The sequence below is a fragment of the Winogradskyella forsetii genome (assembly GCF_013394595.1).
Taxonomy (GTDB): Bacteria; Bacteroidota; Bacteroidia; order Flavobacteriales; family Flavobacteriaceae; genus Winogradskyella; species Winogradskyella forsetii.
In genome coordinates, this window is record NZ_CP053348.1 from 2,931,328 (window position 1) to 2,956,381 (window position 25,054).

The window sequence follows — 25,054 nt, forward strand, 5'->3', positions numbered from 1 at the left end:
ATTAAACCTTTAAATTCATTTTAACTTTAATTACTTTATTTTTCATTAGATTTACACTAAAAAGAAGCTTAGTTTCACTACTAAAATTGCTATTGTTTACGTATAAATCTAATGAAAAAGAAAAGTATATACTTATTTCTCTTACTTTTCGCGCATGTATTCTATCTACATGCGCAACAAATTTCTACCGACAATAGTCTACAGCCAAATGCGCTTATACAAAATATAATCGGTACGGGCTGTGCAACAGCCAGCAATGTATCTTCAGCCGTAAATGGAAGTGTTAATGGTATTGTGAGTTTTGGAAGTTTTGACAGTGGTACTACCAATTTTCCACTTCAAAATGGCTTAGTGCTTTCTACGGGAAGCGTTAGCGCTGCAGCAAATACATTTGTAAATGACGATTTAAGTGAAGGTAATATTGATTGGTCTACGGATCAGGACCTAATCGATGTTTTGGGCATTGACCAAACCCTAAATGCCACGTCGATAGAATTCGATTTTGAATCTGCTAACAGTTTTGTGTCATTCAAATATCTATTCGCCTCTGACGAGTACCAGCAGGAATACCCCTGCAATTTTAAGGATGTTTTTGCGATTTTCATAAAACGAGCAGGCACCATGGAGCCTTATGTCAATATTGCCCTCATACCAGATACAACTACAGAAGTCAGTACCAACACCATACATCCCAATATTGCCGGTTTTTGTGAGGCTCAGAACGGAGACTTTTTTAGAGGTTATAATATTGGCAATACCAACTTTAATGGTCATACTGAAGTATTAACGGCTAGAGCGGATATTATACCAAATGAGACCTACCATATAAAATTAGTTATTGCGGACCATATTGACCAACGCTTTGATTCTGCAGTTTTTATTGAGGCAGAGGGATTTGGTAATTCCATCGATTTAGGGCCAGATCAAAGTATTTGCGGCAGTGACCTAATTCTTGACACAAATTTCGACAATACTTCTGCTTCTATTCAGTGGTTATTGAATGGAAACCCAATTCCTGGCGAAAACTCCCCTACTCTCCAGGTTATCCAAACCGGAACTTACAGTGTTGAGATTACGATACCCTCAACAGCCAATAATTGTATTTTAACTGATGAAATTGAAGTTGAAGTTATACCTTTTCAGCAAGCTGCACCAATTGAAGATTATACTGCATGCGATCCAGCTCCAAGTGATGGTATTTATGATTTTAATTTTCAAGACCTAAAAAACGAAGAGATATATAGTAATCTCCCTTCCAATGATTACACAATTAGTTATCATCTAACCCAAGATGATGCACAAAGCGATGTAAATGCTATTACTGGAAATTACCAGAATACAGAGGAAACTGAAACAATATTTGTAAGAATTGAAAGTACAAATGGAGACTGTCTGCAGATTGGGAATTTTAATATTTATGTAAACGAACTTCCAAGTTCAGCAGATTTTTCAATTTTTATATGTAATGAAAATTTTGCTGATCCTGGTTTTTCTAATATAAATATGTTAAATAATGTTATGGCTGATGGCGAATTAAATAGAACTGTTACTTATTTTATAAACGAGTCTGATGCCATAGAAGGAATTAACGCTATTACAGACTTTCCAGATTTTAGTACTCAACCCCCTTACATGGTAGCAAGGATTGAAATAAGTGATGCGTCTAGTCAATGTTTTTCATTAGGTTACATTTATTTTGATTATATATCTCCCCCGGAATTGTTTACGAATACGCTAATATTAGATGCGTGTACAGACCCGAACATTGAAGAAACTATAGATGGCGTTAGCTATACATACAATAATATTCCTATTTTCTTTGATATTGAAGGATACTTTGAAATCATAGAAACATCCATATTTCCGGGATCTTCCGTTAGAGTAGCAGCTTTACTAGGTCTCGGCAACCCTAGGTCTTATACACTAAATGAGCAATCAACATTTACTATTCCTTTAGCAGTATCTTTCGACAATGGTAATTGTTATAGCCCTGTAACTCTAAAACTTTATAAAAACTATCTACATGAAGTTATTGGAGAGGAAAACACTATCGAAACTTGTGACGATGATAGCAACAACGGTATAGAAAACTTTAATTTTGACGTAATTAGACAAGAACTTTTAGAAAATATAGATGAAGATTATTCCGCAAATTTATTTATAGATTACTATGAGTCTGAGTTAGATAGAACAAACGACCTAAACGCTATTGATCAAAGTCTGCCTTTTTCTGTAAATACTTATGATGAATTATTTATTGAAGCTTATTATTCCTTTAATGGAGTTGTGGCGTGTTCTATAAATTCTAAAATAAATCTTCAGGTAAGTCCTGCTTTAAATTTAAATCCTATCTCTATAGATTATTGTGGCAGTACAGACCCAAACACAAATCAAACAAATATAATTTTAGAAACAGCTTCTAAAAGTGTATTTGAAGATATTGTAAATAATTATGGGATTGAAGTCAGTTTAGAATACTATGAGACATTTGAAAATGCAGAAACTCAAGAAAACGAACTTATTGAAATGTATAGTCTACTTCAAGGGCAAAATTTATATATTCGTGCAACTAACACAATCACTGGGTGCTACGATATAACTTCCTTAGAACTAAATGTTTATACAATTTTAGAAGACCCTAACCTAGAACCGATAATCATTTGTGATGAAGATCAAAATTTATTTGCCACTGTTAATTTAGAAAATGTATTACAAAACTTTTCAGGTAACACTAATGATATCGATTTTACATTTTATAATTCATTTAGCGATGCAATTGATGAATTCCACGATTTTTTGTCAATTCCTAATCCAACTAATTACACGACTAACAGCAAAGAAATATTTTTAAGAGCTGAGATAGAATCGTTAGAGTGTTTTACCATATTGAATTTTGAAATTCTCATATACGCTGATCCACAATTAAGTACTATTTCAGATTATATTAATTGCCAGATAAACCCAAATGCATCCTCAAGCTTTTTATTTGTTGACAAAGACCCAAATATCATTGATAATCAATCAGGTATGCAAGTTCTCTACTTTGAAACTGAAGACAATGCCATAAACAGAGTTAACCCTATTGACAAAAACGCACCTTATTTTCCAGATTCCAACCCTCAAACCGTATATGTCCGTCTTGAAAACGAGACAGAAAACGGTTGCTTCAAGGTTGCTCCAATGCAAATAGAGGTTCGCCAAGCACCTATTTACAACAGTCCTACTGATGTTTTTGAATGCGATATAAATAACAACGGTCTGGCTACAACAGATTTAAATCAAAAAATAATTGAGATCAGTACTGGTAGCCCAACCAACCTGGACATTACATTTCATCTTTCACCTCTCAATGCAGAAGTAGGAGCCAACGAAATACCACTGAATTTTACAGCAGCAAGCAACCCTCAATTAATTTATACGCGGATCGAAAATACCGATTCGGGCTGTTATGAAATACAAACTTTTAATATCAATACACTTGCTCTTCCCGAAGTCACTTACGGGCAGTCCTTAATTAACTGTGCAGATAATTACAATTATGAACTAGAATGGGATTTAACAGATATTGAACTTGAAATCTTGGAAGGAAGACAGTACAATATCGCATTCTCTTATTTTGAATCAGAAGAAGACATAGTATCAGATTCTGCTATCACAACCCCTACAGCATATCTTAACACATCCAATATGCAAACCATTTTTGCTAAAATCACAAATGCCACAACAGGTTGTTTTGATGTGGTGCCTTTCGATTTAATAATAAACAGTCCTCCGCAAATCAATGATTTTGAAACTTATAATATTTGTGAAAACACAGAAAACCAAGTAGACTTATTGGATATCAACGAGATTTTATTAGATAATACATTTAATGTGCTCGTCAGTTACCATGAAAATGAAGCCGATGCTCAGGCTAATGAAAATCCATTAAACTCAAATTATTTATATAGCAGTTCCACTGAAACACTTTTTGTAAGGGCAGAGTTCAGCACTACCCATTGTTACACCGTCTATCCATTTCAGCTGGTTGTCAACCCACTACCGATGGCCAACCAACCGAGCGATTTAATTGCTTGCGATGATGATTTTGATGGTCTATTGGAGTTCGATTTAACCCTACAAAATGCCTCAATTTTAGGCAATCAAAACCCTGAGGATTTTTCAATCACTTTTCATAATTCTGAAAGTAATGCTATGGAAGGGAATGACCCAATCGCCACTGATTATATAGCTAGCAATAATGAAACCTTTTATGTTAGATTAGAAAATAATAGTACTGGTTGTTTTGCGATTACTCAGTTCACAGCAATTATCAATAATCTACCGCCAATTTCCATTGAAGATCAGGTACTTTGTATGGATTATTTGCCGTTAATTGTATCTGCCGAAACCAATAACCCAGAATACAGTTATTTATGGTCCACAAATGTAACTACACCTCAAATCGAAATCTTTGAGGTTGGTAGCTATTCCCTTACCGTAACCAATGAATTTGGTTGTGAATATTCTAGCTCATTTAATGTTACTGAATCTCAAGCTGCAGAGATAGATATCATAGAAACACTTGACTTTTCAGACCCAAACAATATTACCGTAACCATAAGCGGAATTGGAGATTACCTGTACCAATTGGACGATTTTGAACCGCAAGAATCCAACGTCTTCCAAAATGTAGCTATGGGTTACCATACCGTTACGATTATTGATTTGAACGGTTGTTCTGACACTACTAAAGAAGTCTTGGTCGTTGATATTCCAAAATTCTTTACACCTAACAGTGATGGCACCAATGACACTTGGCACATTGTGGGCATCGAAACATTGCCTGGCACCTCTATAAATATTTATGATCGCTATGGAAAACTGATTACACGATTAAATTCTAATTCATCGGGTTGGAACGGTAAATACAATGGCGAAAAAATGCCTTCTAGTGATTACTGGTATGTCGCAGATGTGAAAGGTGATTCTATTGCTTTTCAGGTGAAAGGGCATTTTACTTTGAAGCGATAAGTTCTTACTTTTAGACTCGTTTATATTATTTTAGTCTAAACATTGAGATGGTAAACTTCCTACAGATTTTAGGCCGCCTTGAAATCTTCAATAGGAAAATATTTTTTCATAAGATGAAATTTTAGAGAATTAAAGAGTTTCAATGATCTTACGGTAAAAGCTGAATTACACCTAATTATCATTTTCAACCAACTAAATGCGCAACTTAACTTATAAAATCCCCACTACTGGGGATTTTTTATTACTTTTTCCTCTCCTAAATTGCATTATTCCAAAGAAGCCCAAATTAAACTAAGCCTATTTTTTTAAAAACTAGACTGTGAGATTAAAATACAAATTTTCCCTCGTAATTGCATTTTTTGTTTTTCATTATAGCTATTCTCAACAGATTATAACAGATGATTCCTTACCATTAGAACAACTCATCCAACAAAACTTAGGACAAAATTGTGTTGAAATTTCAAATATTTTGTCGAATGTCAATGGAAATATAAATGGTATAAATAGTTTTGGATATTTTGAACGTGGAGATTCTAGTTTTCCATTTGAAAATGGCATCTTATTAACCACAGGAAATGTAAATTCAGCAGGAAATGTGCTCAACACAATTCCAATAAGTGAAGGAGATACTTCTTGGGGCACAGATATCGATTTGGAAAATGCACTAGATATAGAAGAAACCCTAAATGCTACTTCTATCCAATTTAACTTTGTATCTGTTGCTAGCCAAATTCAGTTCAATTATATTTTAGCTTCGGAAGAGTACCAACAAGATTTTCCTTGTAGGTATTCCGATGGATTTGCCTTTTTAATACGGGAAGCAGGTTCTTCTGACCCATTTTTAAACATTGCCCTAATTCCTGGCACCTCAATCCCTGTAAATACAACGACCATACACGATGTAATACCAGAATCGTGTCCAGCCGAAAATGCTTCATTTTTCGAAGGCAATAACATCGGCGACACCAATTATAACGGTCGTACTGTAGTCCTTTCTGCTACAGCGACAATTCTACCAAATGTGGCCTATGAGATAAAACTTATTATTGCAGACCAAACTGACCCAAATATAGATTCTGCGGTTTTTATAGAAGGTAATAGTTTTACCGCCAACGTAGATTTAGGTCCAGATATTGCCACTTGTGGCGATTCGGTCACATTAAATGGTGATATTCAAAATTCGCAAGCTACGTATCAATGGTTTCAAAATGATGTTGTCATGACAGGTGAAAATAATCCCATTTTACAAGCCGTCTCTACAGGTACTTATAAAGTTGAAGTTACCATCCAACTGAACGAAACCTCATGTGTTATCGAAGATACCGTAGAGGTAACACTAGACACCGAACAAGCTGCAACCCAAATTTCAGATTTTATTTTTTGTGATGATAATGGAGACGGTGTAGAGAACTTTGATTTGACCTTAAAAAACAATGAAGTCTTGGCTTCTGTGCCTCCTTCAAGTTACAATATTAGTTATCACTCTACCAGTGAAGATGCTGAGAACAATGTTAATCCTATAATGGGACCTATTCAAAACACAAGTTCACCACAATCTATCTTTGTAAGAATTGAAGATACCGCAAATGGCTGTTTGGCCTATTCTGAATTCAACCTAGTCGTTAATGAAAAACCAGAATATGTAGATCCAGACCCTATCATTGCATGCATTGATCCAACTTTAGATGGTTATACTTTTGTGGATTTAAATGTTGCCAATGATCAAATTATAAATGGAGGCAGTAATTTATTTGTCTCGTATCACTATTCGGAACCTGAAGCTGATTTAGGTTCTAACCCCATTTTTTCGCCCTATGCAAATTTCAATATGTCGCAAACCTTATATGTTAGGATTTACGATGCTTTAACTGGCTGTTTTTCTACGACCAGCATATTTGTTGAAATACAAGACAGTCTTGCTATTAATACCGAAGACCAATGGATCAACGCCTGTGAACAAGACGAAGATGGCTTCGAGAATTTTGATTTAACAAGTGTCATCGCTAATGTTTTACAAGGCCTTACAGGAATGGATGTGAGTTATCACACCTCTTATAATGATGCTCAATTTAATGTAAACCCTATTCCTGATCCCGAAGATTATCAAAATACCACTCCAAATTATCAGCTTATCTATATTCGTATCCAAGATACTGCAACAGGCTGTTATGCCATTACAAATTTAGAATTACATTCCAACATCATTATTAACACTTTGTCCTCAGAAGCTATTTATGTTTGTGACGACCCTTCAAATGATGGCATTGAAAATTTTGATTTAAACGAAGTTGAAGTAGAATTAGAAGATGGTTACGAAGAATTTGAAGTTACTTTTTATATCAATGAGGACGATAGAGCCGATGAGAATAACCCAATAGACGAATCTGTACCGTTTAATGTTATTAATAATGGAACAATTATTTATGCCATTGTTGTTGATGGTGACTGCACTGAATTAGTAGATGTCGCTTTAGTTATTGCACCAGCAGTAGTTTTAACACCTCAAACTGCCGATTATTGCGACTACGACGATGATGGTTTTACAACCCTTTTTATGGATACCTTCAATACTGTTGCTGCCCAAGGTGTATCAGCTGCAAACGTAAAATATTACCTCACAGAAGACGATGCCATAAATAATGAAAACATTCTGCCAGATTATGTGTATAATACCACAAACCCTCAATTATTCTATGTTAGAGTTACCAATGCACAGACTGAATGTTATGGTATTTCTTCATTGGAAGTTAACGTTGTGAGTGCACCAACCGTAATGGTTGCAGAATCTATAATTATATGCGACGATAACGATGATGGTGTATTTAATGTAAATTTAGAAGCTAAAATTCCAGAAATTACAAGCTCTACCGCAGGTTTAGATATCACATTTTACAATGATTATTATGAAGCATTTGAAGGACAAAATGAAATATCCACACCAGAAGATTATTCAACCGCAACCCAATATATCTATGCGCGCGTAGAGAATGAAACCACAGGTTGTTTTAATCTTTCAGGTTTTTATGTCTATATAAATACGCTACCTGAATTCATTCCAATTACAAATTATGAGAATTGCGAAGCTGATATTGCTGGAGTTGCTGACTTTTATTTTTATTTGAAAGACACCGAAATACTGAATGGTCAATCAGATAAACAAGTTCTTTACTACGAAACTGAGGCTGATGCAATAGCAGGCATTGACCCAATTGACAAATATTCCGCTTATCAAAATACAACAGGTGCACAAACTATTTATGTTAGAGTGGAAAGCTACACGGATCCCAATTGTTTTGGTACTTCTTCGTTTGAATTAGAAGTTGGGTCTATCCCAATTTTTAATCCAGCAGAGACTATTGTTGTGTGTGATGATATTAGTAACGATGGTTTTGTAACTGTCGATTTAAATGAAACTATCGCTCAAATGGTAGAAGGAAGTCCAGAAACCTTAGACATAACATTTCATATAACCGAATTTGACGCTAATAATAACTTCAATCCAGTTCCTTTAAGCTATACCAACTCCACAAACCCTCAACAGCTTTTTGCCAGAGTTGATAACGGTAATTATTGTAAAGGAATAAGTGCTTTTGAAATTAATGTTATTTCTGCTCCTTTGGTTTATCCAGCCTCACCAGTTGAACGTTGTGATACGGACTATGACGGCATTTTAACTTGGGACTTAACCCTTTCGGAAATAGAAATATTAGACGTCCGACAAGATAATATAGAGGTGTCTTATTTTGAAAACTTGGACGATCTAGAAACAGATACAAATCCTATTTTAGATCCAGAAAATTATAATAATACTTCAAACCCGCAGACCGTATTTATTAAGGTTAATAATACGTTAAGTGATTGTTTTGTAAATATCCCACTTGATTTAATTGTAAATTTACCGCCACTTTTTAATGATTTTGAAACAGTTGAAATTTGTGACAATCCAACTACGAGCTTCGATCTATCCACAGTAAATCAATTGCTTGTAGATGATGCTACAGATACTCTAATCAGTTATCACATAGATAGTACTGATGCTAACGCAAATGTCAACCCATTAGATACTAATTTTATTTACACAGCAACATCGCATAATTTTGTGGCAAGGTTAGCTTATGGCGCAACTGAATGCTATACCACCCATCCTTTTGAACTCATTATCAACCCTTTACCGATAGCAAATCAACCAAATAATATGGAAACTTGCGATGATACGTCCAATGATTCATTTGAGGTATTTAATTTAATGGCTCAAAATTCTAGTGTTTTACAAGGGCAAAATCCTAGTATTTTTGAAGTGAGTTACCATAATTCAGTAAGTGATGCAGAAAGTGGAGACAATGCCTTACCTGAAGATTACAATGCACAAAACAATGAAATAATTTTTGCTAGAGTTACAAATACAAATACAGGCTGTTTCTCTCTAACGGATTTTAGCACTATTGTTTATCCAGCGCCTTCAAGCGTGACACCGATTACGATTTGCGATACTGATTATGATGGCATAAATTCTTTTGATCTCACTACTGCTGAGGCCGAATTATACGCCACCATACCAAGTAACGTTTCCATTTCATATTTCGAAACACTTGAACAGTTAGATGACAATACAGACCAAATTGCATCGCCAACAAACTATACAAATCTTAGTAACCCTCAAACGGTATATATAAGGGTGTTTAATACTGCTGCCAATTGTTACACAGCGGTTCCTTTAGAGATTATTACGAATTTGCCACCACCGATTAATGACTTTGGAATATTTGAAATATGCGATAATCCAACTAGTAATTTCGATCTAACGGAAATAGAATCTGTTTTAATTGATTCTGAAACACAAGCAAATCTTTTATATTTTGAATCCTTTGATAAGGCTAATAACAATAGCGATCCATTTGCTTTAGATTACACGTTCCAATCCATAAACGACATAATTTTTGTCCGGATAGAAGACCCAATGACAGGGTGTTATTTTATATATGATTTTATACTTCAAGTCAACCCGCTTCCTATCGCCAATCAGCCAAGTAACATTGAAGTATGCGATGATGACACTAATGATGGTCTAGAGCCCTTCGATCTAGAATCGCAAACCAATACTGTTTTAGGCACTCAAAATCCAGATGATTTCACAGTAACCTATCATTTAAGCCTTACAGAAGCTAGAACAGATGAAAATGCGATTCTATCTGAATATATAAGCTCAAACCAATTGATTATTGTCAGAATTGAAAATAATGAAACCGGTTGCTTCAGCTTAACCGATTTCTCCCTTATCGTAAATCCACATCCAAATATCCCAGAACCACTTTTAGAATGTGATACTGATTATGATGCCAATACACTTTTCGATTTAACAGTAGTTGAACCGGATTTATTTACAACACCTAATCCAGATAATTCGATTTCCTATTTTGAATCGCTGGAAGCATTGGAAAACGACAGCAATCCAATTTTAAATCCTGAAAACTATATCAATACCACCAATCCCCAAACGGTTTTCATAAAAGTATATAATTCGGTTGCCGACTGTTTCACTTTTGTTCCCTTGGAGTTGAACGTCAACCTTCCTCCTGCCACTAATTCATTTGAAATATTTGATATTTGCGAAAACGACGCCAATAGTTTTGATTTAACAACGATGAACGAAGTTATTGTCGATATTAATTTTAATGTCCTCTTCAGCTATTTTTCATCTGAAGCAGATGCAGTTGCAAATGATAATGCTTTAGACACCAATTACATTTACACTAGCACCAGTGATATTATTTATGCTCGTGTTGAATTCAGCACTACACATTGTTATTATATTTTTCCGTTTGAACTTCGTGTCAATCCTTTACCAATAGCAAATCAACCTGAAAACCTAGGCCATTGCGATGATGATTTTGATGGCCTTTATGACTTTACTTTGAGCCAACAAAATGCTTCAATTCTCGGTAATCAAAATGCAAATAATTTTAATGTCACCTATTTCAACAATCCGGTCGAGGCTGATGAAGGAATCAATGCTTTAGATAGCGAATCCTACATAGGATTTAACAATGAACTCATTATAGCTCGAATAGAAAACAATATTACGGGTTGTTTCAGTCTTGTTGATTTCTCTTTGATTATCCATCGAAAACCTGATGTAAACATTCCTAATCAAGTCGTTTGTATTGATAATTTGCCATTGACTGTATCTGCGGAAACCTATTTTGCTACAGATACCTATTTATGGTCCACAGACCAAATCGGTCCAGAAATTGACATCACGGAAATTGGCACGTATTCAGTTACCGTAACTTCAGAATTTGGCTGCTCAACCCTGAGTACCTTCAATGTAACGGAATCTGAATCTGCTACGATTGACGTTGTTGAAACTGTTGATTTCTCAGACCCAAACAATATTACGGTTACTATCGAAGAAGGAATTGGAGATTACCTCTATATATTAGATGATGGCGACCCACAAGAATCCAATGTATTTGAAAATGTGCCGTTAGGTTATCATACAGTGACTATTATTGACCTTAACGGTTGTGCCGAAGTTACCGAAGAGGTTTTGGTTATTGATGCGCCTCCATTTTTCACGCCCAATGGAGATACCATAAATGAAACATGGCACATTGTAGGCATCGAAACTTTACCTGGCAGTGAGGTGTATATCTTTAATCGCTACGGAAAACTAATAACAAAATTAAATGCTAACTCTCAAGGTTGGGATGGTCAGTATAACGGCTATAATATGCCAGCATCTGATTATTGGTTTTTGGCAGAAATAAAACAAGGCGGTATAGCTTTTGAAGTTAAGGGTCATTTTGCACTACGTCGATGATAAGAACGTGTTAACTTTTTTAACACATTGTTACATTTTATGTTGTCGTTAGAAACGTATCTTTGCATTCCCTTAAAATGAAAATGAAAAGATCCTTACTAGCTTTTGCCCTTTTATTTTCCCTATTGGATTATGCCCAAAATATTTCAGTAGATAGTCAAACCTATACGCCTCAGCAGCTCGTCGAGGATATTTTAATAGATAGCGATTGTATCAGCAATATTTCCGTAACTAATGTTGTTGGTGGTGATTTTGGTGGCGCAGACCAAAGTTATGGTTATTTTGATGCTACAGGGACTTCTTTTCCTTTTCAAAGTGGTATTGTTCTAAGCACAGGCAGACTGAACAACGTACCTGGACCAAACAACAGTTTAAGTGATGATAATGCGAGCGGTTGGGCTGGAGATTTGGATTTGGAAAATGCACTCAATGAATCTGGAACCATTAACGCTACAATTTTAGAATTCGAGTTTACTTCTATTGCGTCACAAGTAAGTTTTAGATACCTTTTTGCTTCGGAAGAATATCAGGAAAATAATTCCAACACGTGTCAATATTCCGATTTATTCGGGTTTTTAATTCGTCCTGCTGTAGGGCAAGAACAATATGAAAATATCGCCATAGTACCTAATACAAATACACCTGTAAAAGTAACAACGGTTACACCTGGTGTTCCTGGAAGTTGCTCTCCCGAAAACGAAACCTACTTTGGAAGTTTCAATGACTCCAATGCTCCTATTAATTTTAATGGGCAAACTGCTATTTTAACGGCAACTGCCAATGTTATTCCAAATGAAATTTATCATGTAAAATTAGTGATTGCGGATGAATTCAATTACAGATATGATTCTGCTGTTTTTTTAGAAGCTGGCAGCTTTGAGTTATCTTCGGATATTGGACCCAATAGACTCATTGCCACAGGAAACGCACTCTGTGAAGGCGAAACATTGGAGCTTAATGCCTACCAAAATGGTCAAAATGCGTACAATTGGTTTAAGAATGATGTTTTAGTTCAATCAGATCCAGCCGGTTGCACGGGTTGTGGCACTTTTAATGCTACAGAAGCTGGAACTTACAACGTTGAAGTTTTATTGGATGATGGCTGTATCGCTTATGGCGAAGCTATTATTGAATATGCACCTTTACCGGTTGGTTTCGATTCAGTTTTGGTAGAATGTGATCTTAACCAAGATGGTTTAACCACCTATAATTTGTTTGACGCGTCAACCGATCTCATCAATGGAAATCAAGATTTATTTGTTGATCGTTTTTTCTTAAATGAATCCGACGCCATTGCTAATATTGATCCCATAATAAATCCTCAAGCTTTTGAAAACACCTATCCGTTTCAAACTGTTTTTGCTAGAATTGTAAATCAAGCCAATTGTTCTGACGTTGCAACCTTAGAATTACAAACTTCAAATAATATTATAAGCATTCCAGATTTAGAAGGTTGTGATGGTGATGTCACAGATGGTTTTGCCACTTTCAATCTATTCGATATTGAAGCTTCCATTACAACTCAAATTCCAGATGATGCCATAGTGCGTTATTTTGAAACTGAAGAAGATGCTTTCAACGACTCCAATGCACTCTCTAATACTTTTGAGAATACCGTTGCAGATGTCCAGACTATTTATGTCAAGATAACAAGCAATAATCAATGTTTTAGTATTACAGCTGTCAACTTAATGGTGCTTTATACACCTTCGTTAGAGGACGATGAAACTTTTATTTATTGTTTAAATACGTTTCCAGAACCACTGACTATCTTTGGAGGCGTGCTCAACGATTTACCTAACAATTACTATTACGAATGGCAATTTAACGGAACTACAACAGCGATCACGACATTATTTTATGAGGTTACTGAACCTGGCTCTTATAAAGTCATTGTGACCGATCCAAATGGTTGCTCATCCAGCAGAACAATAACAGTTGTAGCTTCGGAAACAGCAACAATAGAAAGTGTAACTATTGTTGGTGTAGCACCGAATAATGTAATTACAATTGAAATTCCTGATGCAGGCAATTATGAAATTGCATTAGATGATGAAAATGGGATTTATCAAGATAGTTTTGTGTTTGCCAATATTACACCAGGTTTTCATACCGTTTACATAAAGGACAAGAACGGTTGTGGCACAATTGAAAAAACCATTTCGGTTTTAGGGTTTCCAAAATTCTTTACACCTAATGGCGATGATAATAATCCTACATGGCAAGTTATTGGTACAGAAGAACAATTCAACCAAATAGCATCCATTCAGATTTTTAATCGCTATGGAAAATTGATAACAGTGCAAAGTACAGCAAACGATGGTTGGGACGGAACGCTCAACGGAAAATCACTTCCAAGTGACGATTATTGGTTTGTTGCCCAGTTTATTAATGGCGAGACTTACACTGGTCATTTTGCTTTACGTAGGTAACTTTATTTCCTTTGATTTAAAATCCAAAATTTTATTTTCACTTCACATAATGACGTTGGATACTTCAATAAAACATGAAGTAGATTACAAGCTTTATTTAATCCATAACTAACCGAAATTAGCTTCGGGATTAGAATAACTTTGAAGCACCCCAAAAGAAGTGATATCAATATCTCATAAATAGCAGATAAGATAGTTTTAATCTTCCCTCATACTTCCCAAAATGCTTTAATATAGCCTACAAAGACCCATCACCTAGGTAAACAATCAAGAATTTTTTTTTAAAAACAACTGCTCTTAACCCCAGTGTTTACAAGACATGTTACATATCTCATAGCTTCTGTTACATTGTTTATAGATAAATACCAGAGTTCCATCTAATTTTACCATACCCTAACTTCACTAACGCATTCAATTAAGATTTCCCTCGTTTTATAAACCCTTCGTATAGGGCACAATTGCTTATAGATTTAAAAAACAATAAATCTAAATCGCAATCATTAAGAACAAGGGAATTACAAGTTAAACATAGCGTATCAACAAAATCTTAAAACACAACTTAAAAATCAAAATCATGAACACTAAATTCTTATCTCTATTATTTTTAGCCACAGCCTTTTTAGCTTGTGACGACGACACGGATGATGCACCAAATCCGCCAGATTTCACCCTTAGTTTTAATTTGGAAACCAACGAAGACCAAATGGGTGTTTTTTCGGACCAGAAAATGGCTGTATTAAATGGTGAAGTATGGTCTGTTGGAGGCTATAATTCTTACCACCAAAGCATACATAGCGATGTTTGGAAAAGCTCCAATGGCAGAAGCTGGCAGTCCGTAACCTCAGGGCAATTCCCTGACAGAAAAGGTCATTCCCTCACAGTTATTGATAACAAATTATGGGTTATTGGCGGATATAGGCAAACAGCGCCAAATACCTTTTTGTCATTAAGGGATGTCTGGTTTTCCGCTGATGGTGAAGCGTGGACTTTGGCTACAGATGATGCTTTACAAACTGGAAGCATTGGCTACCATAGTACCCTTGTATTCAACAATCAACTATACATAATAAAAGATGGTGACAATGAAGGTATGGCAGGCTGCTCTGTATGGACCTCCAATAATGGCATCAATTGGACCCGACTAACGGGAAATGCATTTTCATCTCGAGAGTTTTTCACAGCTACGGTATTTAATAATGAAATGTACGTTATAGGCGGATTGCATCTTTCCAACTATTATAATGAGATATGGAAATCAGCTGATGGTATCAATTGGACCCAAGTCAGTGGTATCGATTCTGCATTTCCTGCCAGAGCAAATGGCAAAGCGCTAGTTTATGATGATAAATTATGGGTGCTTGGAGGTACAAACGGCGTAACTAGTGTAAATCAAGGACTCTGGCATACATCAAATGGTGAAGACTGGTTTAGCTATACACCTTTACCTTCTACAGATGGCATAACCAATTTTGATGCTCTAAATTATAATGATGCCATTTGGGTATTTGGAGGATTAAGACAACTGGAAGGGTCTGTACTAAGAGAAAGGGTCGGTACCATTAATACGGTTAAGAAAATCTAAATCTTTAGTAAACCCACAAAAGCAATTCTTATGAAAACATTACAAATCTTATTAGTAATACTAACAATATTGATGGCCAAACCACTTATGGCTCAAACACCTAAAGACAGCTTACAAGAAGATAGTACCAAAATTGAAAAGGATAATTTTTTAGATATGGGAGCCGGAAGCCTAACAAACCTTTTCGGTGAGAATTTGGATGGGAAACCGAATGGAAAAAAATTAAGTTTTTTAGAGCTTATTGCTAAAATGGACTTAACAGAGGAACAAAAAGTGGAATACAAAAATTTGTATTATCTACAAGCCAAAGATTTGTCCGAAAAGCAAAAAGATTCGCTCGGTAAAGCCATAGAGAAAAAATAAATGAAGCACAAATCCAAAACACTAAAAATTAAGACCATGAAAACATTAAAGACGATTCTACTATTAACTTGTCTGGGTTTCATTTCCCATGGACATACCCAAATATTAAAAAAATTGGGTCATACAGTGAAAAACGCTGCCGAAAAAACCTTGGAGAAAAAAGTAGAGCAAAAAACAGAAAAAGAAACCGAAAAAGCGTTCGATTCTACTTTTAACAAACAAAAAAGCATTGATAAAAGCGAAAAAACAATTCCTAATGATGATCCCGCTGCCAATTATAACTTTTCACATAAATACGTGATGCAGGTAAAAAGTGACAAGAACACCGCTACACTTAACTACTACTTAACAAATTCAGGAGAATACATAGGTTCTACAGTTCCTGATAAAAATGGTAAAGAAGATGTAATCACAGTTATGGATTTAGACCGTACCACCATGTTTATGTTTATGGATAAGAATGGCGATAAAAGTCAAATGGCAATGAAACTGAACTTAGAAGAAGTAACAAACGATGCCATGACGGAAACAGATATCGAAATAACACCTACCGAAAACACTAAAAACATACTCGGTTATACCTGCAAGGAATTTAAAGTTTCGGGTAAGGATTTAAATGGCTTGGTTTGGGTGGCACCTAACGCAGAAATAAGTTTCTCAAAATCATTCTACTCCATAAAAGCAAAAAAAGGCATTGATCAATCCTGGATGAAACTGTTAAACGGACTCACTATGGAAATGGATATGGTGGACACTTCAAAACGTAAACCACAGAACATCAAAATGAGCTGCATTGCTTTGGAAAAAATAAAATTAAATATTCAAACGAATAAGTATAAAAAATTAATGTAAAGCTTTGGCTTGCAATTTAGAAGACATTTTAAAAAAATCAAAAGATGAAAAACATTCTCAAATACAGCATAATACTTTTAACTACCCTATGTTACAATTGCGGTAGTGACGATGATAATGCCACACAAAATCCATTAATTGGCCAATGGGAGATCACCTCAGGGACATTAGTTAATAATAGTGATAAATATGTTTATTTTAACACCGATAATACAGCTGATATCCTTAGTCAAACTACTGAAAACTTTAGGGGAAAATTCAGTCCTAATTATAGCTTATCATCTAACGAAGTAATTATTGATGAAACCGGAGGACAAGGAGCTGATGGTATATTTAGCTATACCATAGAAGATAATATTTTAACACTTTCCACTGGCTCTAGGGAAATCGTACTGCAACACATAGACAATGGTCCAGAACTTTCTAATTGGATACAAGAACTATCCGTACTAAGTGAAGGCAGTGCGCCTTGGGAAGGCGATGTGGACATAGCCTTCACTTTTGACAAAACAAAAATAGTTTATGGCAAATCAGGTAATTCTGACCATATAGGGCTAATCAATCCTAATACTTTTGAAGAGGTCGGGCAAATTGAGACTGCTCATAGTGCAAGAGCCGTTGAAATTGAAAAATTTGATGTTCCTGACCGTTATGTATTTCAAAGCGATAGTGGCTCTGATTTGTTTTATGGCTACTTTGAAAACAGTAACTCCCTAAGTTTTACCTCTCTAGAATTAGGCGCTTGGATATTAGGGCTAGCCTCGGTTAACAACGAACAAATTTGGGTTTCAAGCACTAATGAAAGTAGTTTATATTTATATAATTATGGTACTAGCACCATTGAGAATACAGAAGAATTAAGTATACAGCCTAAGGGTTTAGACTATCAAAACGGATTTCTTTATGTCTGTGACGGCCTATATATCCATAAATGTCGTGTCTCTCCAAGTTTTCAGGTTTTGGAGAGTTATGCCTTACCAAATTTAGCTATAGAAGGTATTGCTTTTGACGGTATCAACTTCTGGGTCAATGGCTCTGACTTTTCTAATGACTCCAACAAACTAGTAAAGACCAGTCTTACATTATAATTTTTAACCCAATTTAATCACTAAAAATCAAACAATTATGAAAATTCACAAAATCTCAATCTTAATGCTCATGTCCTTACTAATGGCTAACTGCGATAGTGACGATGATTCTTCCAATGAAGTACCACAAATTGATTTAAAAGCAGAATTTATTCTATTCTCTGTAGAACCCTCAACGCAATTTGCAGGAACGGCCACCATTACTGGCATCGTTAAAAATATAGGTGACGATTTCAATTCTGGTGCAGGACAACAAACTATTTCACTTTATGAAAGGTCTCTCGGTACACCCACAAACCAATCGGGAAATTTGGTCGCCAGCCTAAATTTTGAAACTTTAGCGGCAAACGAAACCTTGGAGGTCAGTTATTCGAGACCATGGAATTCATCGTCTCCGGCTGAAGGTGAATTTCCTCCAGAGTACATTTTGGTCATTAGTTATGATCCCGATTTGTTCCTAGATGGTAATTTGAATAATGACGACACCAACACAGCAAACAATGAAATCTTAGTTAGTGGTAGCTTAATAAATAACATGTTTTAATGATTTTATAAATCTTACAGAACCTGTATTATTAGTAAAACAATTCTATATTCTGTTAGTTTTAAAGCCAAAGTTTCACAAGCTTTGGCTTTTTATTTGAAAATTTATTTACATTCAAGTCTATTGATTGTAGCTTTCACAACAACAGTTCTAAACTTTATTTCTTTATCGTAACTTTGCGTTATGAGTTCTAACCGACATTAGAAATTTAACACATGTTAAATACTTTTTAACTTTAGGTATTTTCAAACTTTAGGCACCGAAAAAATGCGATTCAAAATAAAATCCGAATTTAAACCCACAGGAGATCAACCACAAGCCATAAAACAATTGGCAAATGGTATTGAAAACCAGGATAAATACCAAACCCTATTAGGCGTCACTGGCTCTGGTAAGACATTTACTGTTGCTAATGTGATTGAAGAAGTCCAGCGACCAACACTGGTTTTGGCTCATAACAAAACATTGGCAGCCCAACTCTATTCGGAGTTTAAACAATTTTTTCCAGATAATGCGGTTGAGTATTTTGTGTCTTATTACGATTATTACCAACCTGAAGCCTACATTCCTGTTTCCGGTGTCTATATAGAAAAGGATTTATCTATCAACGAGGAAATTGAAAAGATGCGCTTAAGCACCACCTCTTCACTACTTTCTGGTCGTCGTGATGTTATTGTCGTAGCTTCAGTATCCTGTTTATATGGTATTGGAAATCCTGTGGAGTTTCAGAAGAATGTGATATCCATTGAACGTGATCAAGTGATTTCGCGTACCAAACTGTTACATCAATTGGTGCAAAGCTTGTATTCCAGGACTGAAGCCGAATTCAAAAATGGAAACTTCAGAATAAAAGGGGATACTGTTGATGTATTTCCTGGTTATGCCGATCACGCCTTTAGAATTCACTTTTTCGGAGATGAAATTGAAGAAATTGAAGCTTTTGATGCCAGAACAAATGAAATCATAGAACGTTACGACCGGCTGAATATTTATCCTGCAAATATGTTCGTGACGTCTCCAGATGTGTTGAATGGTGCGATAAGGGATATTCAAGATGATTTAGTTAAACAACACGATTATTTTAAGGACATAGGCAAACATTTGGAAGCCAAACGCCTAAAAGAGCGCACGGAATTCGATTTAGAAATGATTCGGGAATTGGGTTATTGCTCTGGAATTGAAAATTATTCGAGATATCTAGATGGTAGACTGCCAGGCACGCGTCCTTTTTGCTTATTGGATTATTTTCCAAACGATTATTTAATGGTGGTTGATGAAAGTCACGTCACCATTTCACAAGTCCATGCCATGTATGGAGGTGACAGAAGCCGAAAAGTGAATTTGGTAGATTATGGTTTCCGATTACCAGCAGCCATGGATAACCGACCTTTGAAGTTTGAAGAATTTGAAGCCCTTCAAAATCAAGTCATCTATGTTTCTGCCACGCCTGCAGATTATGAAATGGAAAAAACGGACGGCATTTATGTGGAACAAGTCATCAGACCTACAGGTTTATTGGACCCTGTAATTGAAGTCAGACCAAGCTTAAATCAAATTGATGATTTAATCGAGGAAATCCAGAATCGCGTTGAAAAAGACGAACGTACTTTAGTGACAACGCTTACTAAACGAATGGCCGAAGAATTGGTAAAATACTTAACCCGTATCTCTATCCGCTGTCGCTATATTCATAGTGATGTGGATACTTTGGAACGTGTTGAGATTATGCAAGATTTAAGAAAAGGTATTTTTGATGTTTTAGTCGGTGTGAATTTATTACGAGAAGGTCTGGATTTACCTGAAGTTTCACTTGTTGCCATACTCGATGCCGACAAAGAAGGCTTTTTGCGTTCCAATCGTTCACTCACACAAACCGTTGGTAGAGCTGCCCGAAACCTGAACGGAAAAGCGATTATGTATGCAGATAAAATTACCAATAGCATGCAGAAAACGATTGATGAAACTGAATACCGACGTGAAAAACAAATTGCCTATAATACCAAACATAATTTAGTTCCAAAGGCCTTAAATAAAAGTTTAGATAGTGTTTTAGCTAAAAATTCAGTGAGTACCTATAGAACAGAATTGGATGCACAAATAGCGGCTGAACCAGAAAGCGAGTATTTAACAAAAGCGGAACTCGAAAAGAAAATAAGGGAACGTCGTAAACTGATGGAACAAGCTGCGAAAGCTTTGGATTTTTTGGAAGCAGCGCGTTTTAGGGATGAGATTACGGCTTATCAGAGTAAATTGGAGAAGTTGAAGGTGTGAAGATTATAAGGTGCAGTGGTCAGTGGTCAGTGGTCAGTGGTCAGTAAAATAGTTTATTTTCTCCCAAAGGCAAAGAGGCGCAAAAAAATGAAATCACAAATCTCAAAAACTAAATTTATGAACGCTAAATATAAGAAATTTTGAGCGTTGAGTTCGCAGTTAACGGACGACTGATGACGACAAACTTCACACCAATTCGTAGAGTATCAGAGAAATATTTATATTTAAATCTACAGAGAATTTAACGCACTCCCTTAACATCCCAATAACTTAATAACTTATTGCCTTACTGTGACTGCCTACTGAACACTGAACACTAATTATACTGCACCTTAAATATATCAATCAGAAAATCTGGAGGAACGATTTTATTAGGGAAACTATCCATTAAATCTAAAACACGATTAATAGACTCATGACTTAGACCCATTCGCAATCCAAAATTATGGATTTTTACCAATTGCTTAGGAGAGACTTTATGATCTAAATTCATAAGCAATACTAATCTATGAAATTGCACAATACGCTCACTGTGCGTTTTTAAATGCACATAGGTTACAGGATGTTCAAATAAATATTCAAAGTCTTCTTTCGAAATATCCAATTGTTTCGCAATACTGAATAAGAAGTTATATTCAATAGATCTTATATTTTCATCTGTTTGAGCAAACGCAATCATCTCGGAAAGTAAGCTCAGTTTTTCAGCACGATTTATCATATATGAGAGGGAATTATTTAATACTGTAAAGTTACAGAGGTAGTTTATTTTATTGTCGTTGATATAATGTATCTTGTCGAAAAATTCAACGTATTTAGTCGATTTTTTTAAACGTTTGTCAACGTAAGTCACCTATTTTTGTATGAAATTTAAGCATTTATACTGGCTAATTCTAGCATTTATTCTAAACAAAGTAACAGCCCAAGGTACTGCATCAGAGCAAGTTACAAAATTTATTATGGCAGCTCCACAATTAGATTCTCTGAAAACTATTTGGGTGTTTTTACCTACAGATTACAAAAACTCTAAAAAAGATTATCCTGTCATTTATATGCACGATGCTCAAAATTTATTCGATTCTGAAACCTCTTATGTAGGCGAATGGGAAGTTGATGAATATATGGATTCCTTAAGTGATAATGAAAGTATTATTATTGGCATAGAACACGGAAATGAAAAACGAATTGATGAACTTACACCCTATACACATGAAAAATATGGTGGTGGAAAAGGAGATGCCTACTTAACTTTTATAAAGAATACCTTAAAACCACACATTGATGTCACCTACAGAACGAAATCTGAAGCCGCAAACACGACCATTTTCGGTTCTTCGTTAGGCGGTTTAATATCATTTTATGCGGCTATAAAACATCCTGAGATCTTTGGTAAAGCTGGCGTGTTCTCTCCTGCATTTTGGATCAATCCAGAAATTTTTGAATTAGTAAAATCAACTGAAATTCCAGAAACTTCAAAGTTTTATTTTTTAGCTGGGACCGATGAAGGGGAAACCATGATTCCTAAGTTAGAAGAAATGATTAAATTACTACAATCTAAAGGCGTAAAAGAATCGCAGTTTGAAATGCACAGCATTGAAGGCGGAAAACATAATGAAAAATTTTGGGCAGAACATTTTGGAGAAGCCTATGACTATTTAACAACTAATAATTAACAGATTCCCACTTTTATGGGAATAGAAAAACAAGTTTTCAATGACAAACAACGACATATTCAAAAAACTAAGAGTCGCTCACAAATTAAGGGACGATGATATTGTAAAAATTTTAGCACTAGTTGATTTCAGAATTTCTAAAAGCGAGCTCAATGCCTTCTTTAGAAAAGAAGACCATCCGAAATATATGGAATGTGGTGACCAGATTCTAAGAAACTTTTTGAATGGATTAATTATTCATTTAAGAGGACCAATGCCGAAGAAAGGAGAGAAACCAACTAAACCAGACCAAAAAAAGAGCAACAAATAATTGTTGCTCTTTCATTTATAATATATATACCTGTCAGATTTTAAAAACCTGACAGGTAAATATCGTTAAGATAAAACCTCCTGAACCTTATCAGCCGCTTCTTGGAATTCAGTTGCGCTCATTACATCTAATCCAGAGTTATCAATTAATTCTTTTGCAATGTCTGCATTTGTTCCTTGCAGACGTACAATGATTGGGACGGAAATGTTACCCATATTTTTATAGGCATCAATAACACCTTGTGCAACACGGTCACATCTTACAATACCACCAAATATGTTGATCAAGATAGCCTTTACCGCAGGATCCTTCAAAATAATTTTAAAAGCTGCTTCTACTCTAGCCGCATCAGCCGTACCACCTACGTCCAAAAAGTTAGCTGGCTCTCCTCCTGCTTGCTTAATTAAATCCATAGTTGCCATAGCGAGACCTGCTCCATTTACCATACAACCAACGTTTCCGTCTAAGTCCACATAATTTAAACCTAAAGCGCCAGCTTCAACTTCAATTTGGTTTTCCTCACGTAAATCACGCAATTGTGCCAAGTCCCTATGTCTGTATAAGGCATTCGCATCTAAAGTAACTTTGGCATCTACAGCCATTATTTTATCATCACTGGTTTTTAAAACAGGATTGATTTCAAATAATGAGGCATCCGATTTATCATATGCTGTATATAAAGCCGTAACGAATTTCGTCATTTCTTTAAAAGCCGTGCCAGATAACCCTAAGTTAAAGGCCACACGTCTTGCTTGAAACGGTAAAATACCAGTAGAAGGATCGATTTCTTCATTATGTATTAAATGTGGTGTTTCCTCAGCAACCGTTTCAATGTCCATTCCTCCTTCTGTAGAATATACAATCATATTTCTACCTGTAGCACGATTTAACAAAACAGACATGTAATATTCATTAGGTTCATTAGCGCCTGGATAGTAAACATCTTCAGCTACCAAAACTTGGTGTACACGTTTTCCTTCAGCAGAAGTTTGTGGTGTAACCAAATCCATTCCTATGATTTGTCCTGCAATATCTTCAACTTCTTTAAGGTTTTTAGCCAATTTTACTCCGCCACCTTTTCCACGACCACCAGCATGAACCTGTGCTTTAATAACATGCCAACTTGTACCCGTTTCCGCTGTTAATTGCTTTGCTGCATCCACAGCATCTTTAGCACTTTGAGCAACAATTCCGCGTTGGATTCGTACTCCAAAACTGCTTAATAATTCCTTTCCTTGGTATTCGTGTAAATTCATATTAAATATTCAATTTATAGTTTCCTTGAAAAAGGAAATCCTTCAAGTTTATTAGTCGAACAAAAATAAGCATACTTAAAGTTTCTACCAATTGTTTTTAAAATTGATTTATTTTTTCAGTCGATTAAGCGTTTTATAGCTGAAAACGCTTTGTCCACCAAATAATCTTCAACCACAATAGTAAACTCATTGGTTGTAGAAACCACTTCATACAAGGTAATATTTTCCCAAGCCAAACGCTTGAATATTTGATAATACAAGCCTACTATTTTAGAATTTCCTTTTGGTAAATAAATACTAATAGCAGACAGTTCTTCCTGCAATCCTATTTGCCTTTCATTCTTGAACGCTTTCAACATATTATCTTTTTCAGATGTTGATATAATAATGTTGCTTTCAAACATTCCACGGGTAAACGCATAGAAAATTTGATGGTTTTCACTAATCTTTTCTAATATTCGCGAATGGCTATGGATGAGTGTTTTTGAATTTTGAAATGTAAAATCACTTAAATTGGAACGTACCGTAATATCATCTATTTGATGAAATGCTTTTCTTAAACTATTTGAATTTTCAAGATTCATTGGCTGTTTATACCTTCGTAATGCCATCATAATAGCACCATCTTTTACAGGTTTGCGCAACATCTTTGAAATAGGTGCATTTAAATCTTTAGCTAATGCCGAAAAATTAATAATATCCCTCGACAAGCCTTCCTCTAGAAAAGGACTTGCCACAATAATATCTTGAACACAGGATGCAATCGTTTTCACTGGTTTAAATTTTTATAGATAAGTACATGACAAATTTTGAAGCGAATGTTTTATTCGCAACGAATCCACGAATCTTAAAT

At 35.3% G+C, this 25,054-nt stretch carries 14 protein-coding genes; 11 read left to right on the forward strand and 3 right to left on the reverse strand.

Annotation, left to right across the window (positions count from 1 at the left end; translation table 11 throughout):
- The first annotated feature begins 111 nt into the window (after positions 1 to 111).
- The 9 genes from HM987_RS12725 (at position 112) to uvrB (ending at position 20,965) form a co-directional block, all read left to right on the forward strand.
- A complete protein-coding gene (locus HM987_RS12725) occupies positions 112 to 5,013 on the forward strand; it encodes a T9SS type B sorting domain-containing protein (RefSeq protein ID WP_179008444.1) in 4,902 nt (1,633 codons plus the stop codon).
- Positions 5,014 to 5,332: 319 nt separating this feature from the next.
- The gene (locus HM987_RS12730; protein ID WP_179008445.1) at positions 5,333 to 11,833 is read left to right on the forward strand and encodes a T9SS type B sorting domain-containing protein; all 6,501 of its coding nucleotides are present in this window, start codon (positions 5,333 to 5,335) and stop codon (positions 11,831 to 11,833) included.
- A gap of 83 nt (positions 11,834 to 11,916) precedes the next feature.
- On the forward strand, positions 11,917 to 14,265 hold the full coding sequence (locus tag HM987_RS12735) for a choice-of-anchor L domain-containing protein (RefSeq protein ID WP_179008446.1): 2,349 nt from the start codon (positions 11,917 to 11,919) through the stop codon (positions 14,263 to 14,265).
- A 574-nt stretch (positions 14,266 to 14,839) separates the two neighbouring features.
- Positions 14,840 to 15,847: a Kelch repeat-containing protein gene (locus HM987_RS12740; protein ID WP_179008447.1), complete on the forward strand. Its 1,008-nt coding sequence runs from the start codon at positions 14,840 to 14,842 to the stop codon at positions 15,845 to 15,847.
- A gap of 30 nt (positions 15,848 to 15,877) precedes the next feature.
- Positions 15,878 to 16,210 carry a hypothetical protein gene (locus tag HM987_RS12745; protein WP_179008448.1) on the forward strand — a complete coding sequence of 111 codons (333 nt, stop codon included), beginning with the start codon at positions 15,878 to 15,880 and terminating at the stop codon, positions 16,208 to 16,210.
- Between the two features lie 36 nt (positions 16,211 to 16,246).
- The gene (locus HM987_RS12750) at positions 16,247 to 17,062 is read left to right on the forward strand and encodes a DUF4412 domain-containing protein (RefSeq protein WP_179008449.1); all 816 of its coding nucleotides are present in this window, start codon (positions 16,247 to 16,249) and stop codon (positions 17,060 to 17,062) included.
- A gap of 44 nt (positions 17,063 to 17,106) precedes the next feature.
- Positions 17,107 to 18,150, forward strand: a complete 1,044-nt coding sequence (locus HM987_RS12755; protein ID WP_179008450.1) for a hypothetical protein — start codon at positions 17,107 to 17,109, stop codon at positions 18,148 to 18,150.
- A 37-nt stretch (positions 18,151 to 18,187) separates the two neighbouring features.
- Entirely contained in the window at positions 18,188 to 18,694 is a 507-nt protein-coding gene (locus HM987_RS12760) for a hypothetical protein (RefSeq protein WP_179008451.1), read from the forward strand.
- A gap of 267 nt (positions 18,695 to 18,961) precedes the next feature.
- Positions 18,962 to 20,965: an excinuclease ABC subunit UvrB gene (gene uvrB, locus HM987_RS12765; RefSeq protein ID WP_179008452.1), complete on the forward strand. Its 2,004-nt coding sequence runs from the start codon at positions 18,962 to 18,964 to the stop codon at positions 20,963 to 20,965.
- Positions 20,966 to 21,281: 316 nt separating this feature from the next.
- Here uvrB and HM987_RS12770 read toward each other — a convergent pair whose 3' ends face one another.
- The gene (locus HM987_RS12770) at positions 21,282 to 21,683 is read right to left on the reverse strand and encodes a TerB family tellurite resistance protein (protein WP_179008453.1); all 402 of its coding nucleotides are present in this window, start codon (positions 21,681 to 21,683) and stop codon (positions 21,282 to 21,284) included.
- Between the two features lie 142 nt (positions 21,684 to 21,825).
- Here HM987_RS12770 and HM987_RS12775 point away from each other — a divergent pair, with 142 nt between their 5' ends.
- Both HM987_RS12775 and HM987_RS12780 read left to right on the forward strand, forming a co-directional pair.
- Positions 21,826 to 22,635, forward strand: coding sequence for an alpha/beta hydrolase (locus tag HM987_RS12775; RefSeq protein ID WP_179008454.1), 810 nt, complete (start codon positions 21,826 to 21,828; stop codon positions 22,633 to 22,635).
- Positions 22,636 to 22,675: 40 nt separating this feature from the next.
- Entirely contained in the window at positions 22,676 to 22,945 is a 270-nt protein-coding gene (locus HM987_RS12780) for a DUF1456 family protein (RefSeq protein WP_179008455.1), read from the forward strand.
- 65 nt (positions 22,946 to 23,010) lie between these two features.
- On the opposite strand, the gene sucC is transcribed toward HM987_RS12780, so the two are convergent.
- Positions 23,011 to 24,201 carry an ADP-forming succinate--CoA ligase subunit beta gene (gene sucC / locus HM987_RS12785; RefSeq protein ID WP_179008456.1) on the reverse strand — a complete coding sequence of 397 codons (1,191 nt, stop codon included), beginning with the start codon at positions 24,199 to 24,201 and terminating at the stop codon, positions 23,011 to 23,013.
- Between the two features lie 116 nt (positions 24,202 to 24,317).
- Positions 24,318 to 24,974 carry a hypothetical protein gene (locus tag HM987_RS12790; protein WP_179008457.1) on the reverse strand — a complete coding sequence of 219 codons (657 nt, stop codon included), beginning with the start codon at positions 24,972 to 24,974 and terminating at the stop codon, positions 24,318 to 24,320.
- Positions 24,975 to 25,054 lie beyond the last annotated feature (80 nt).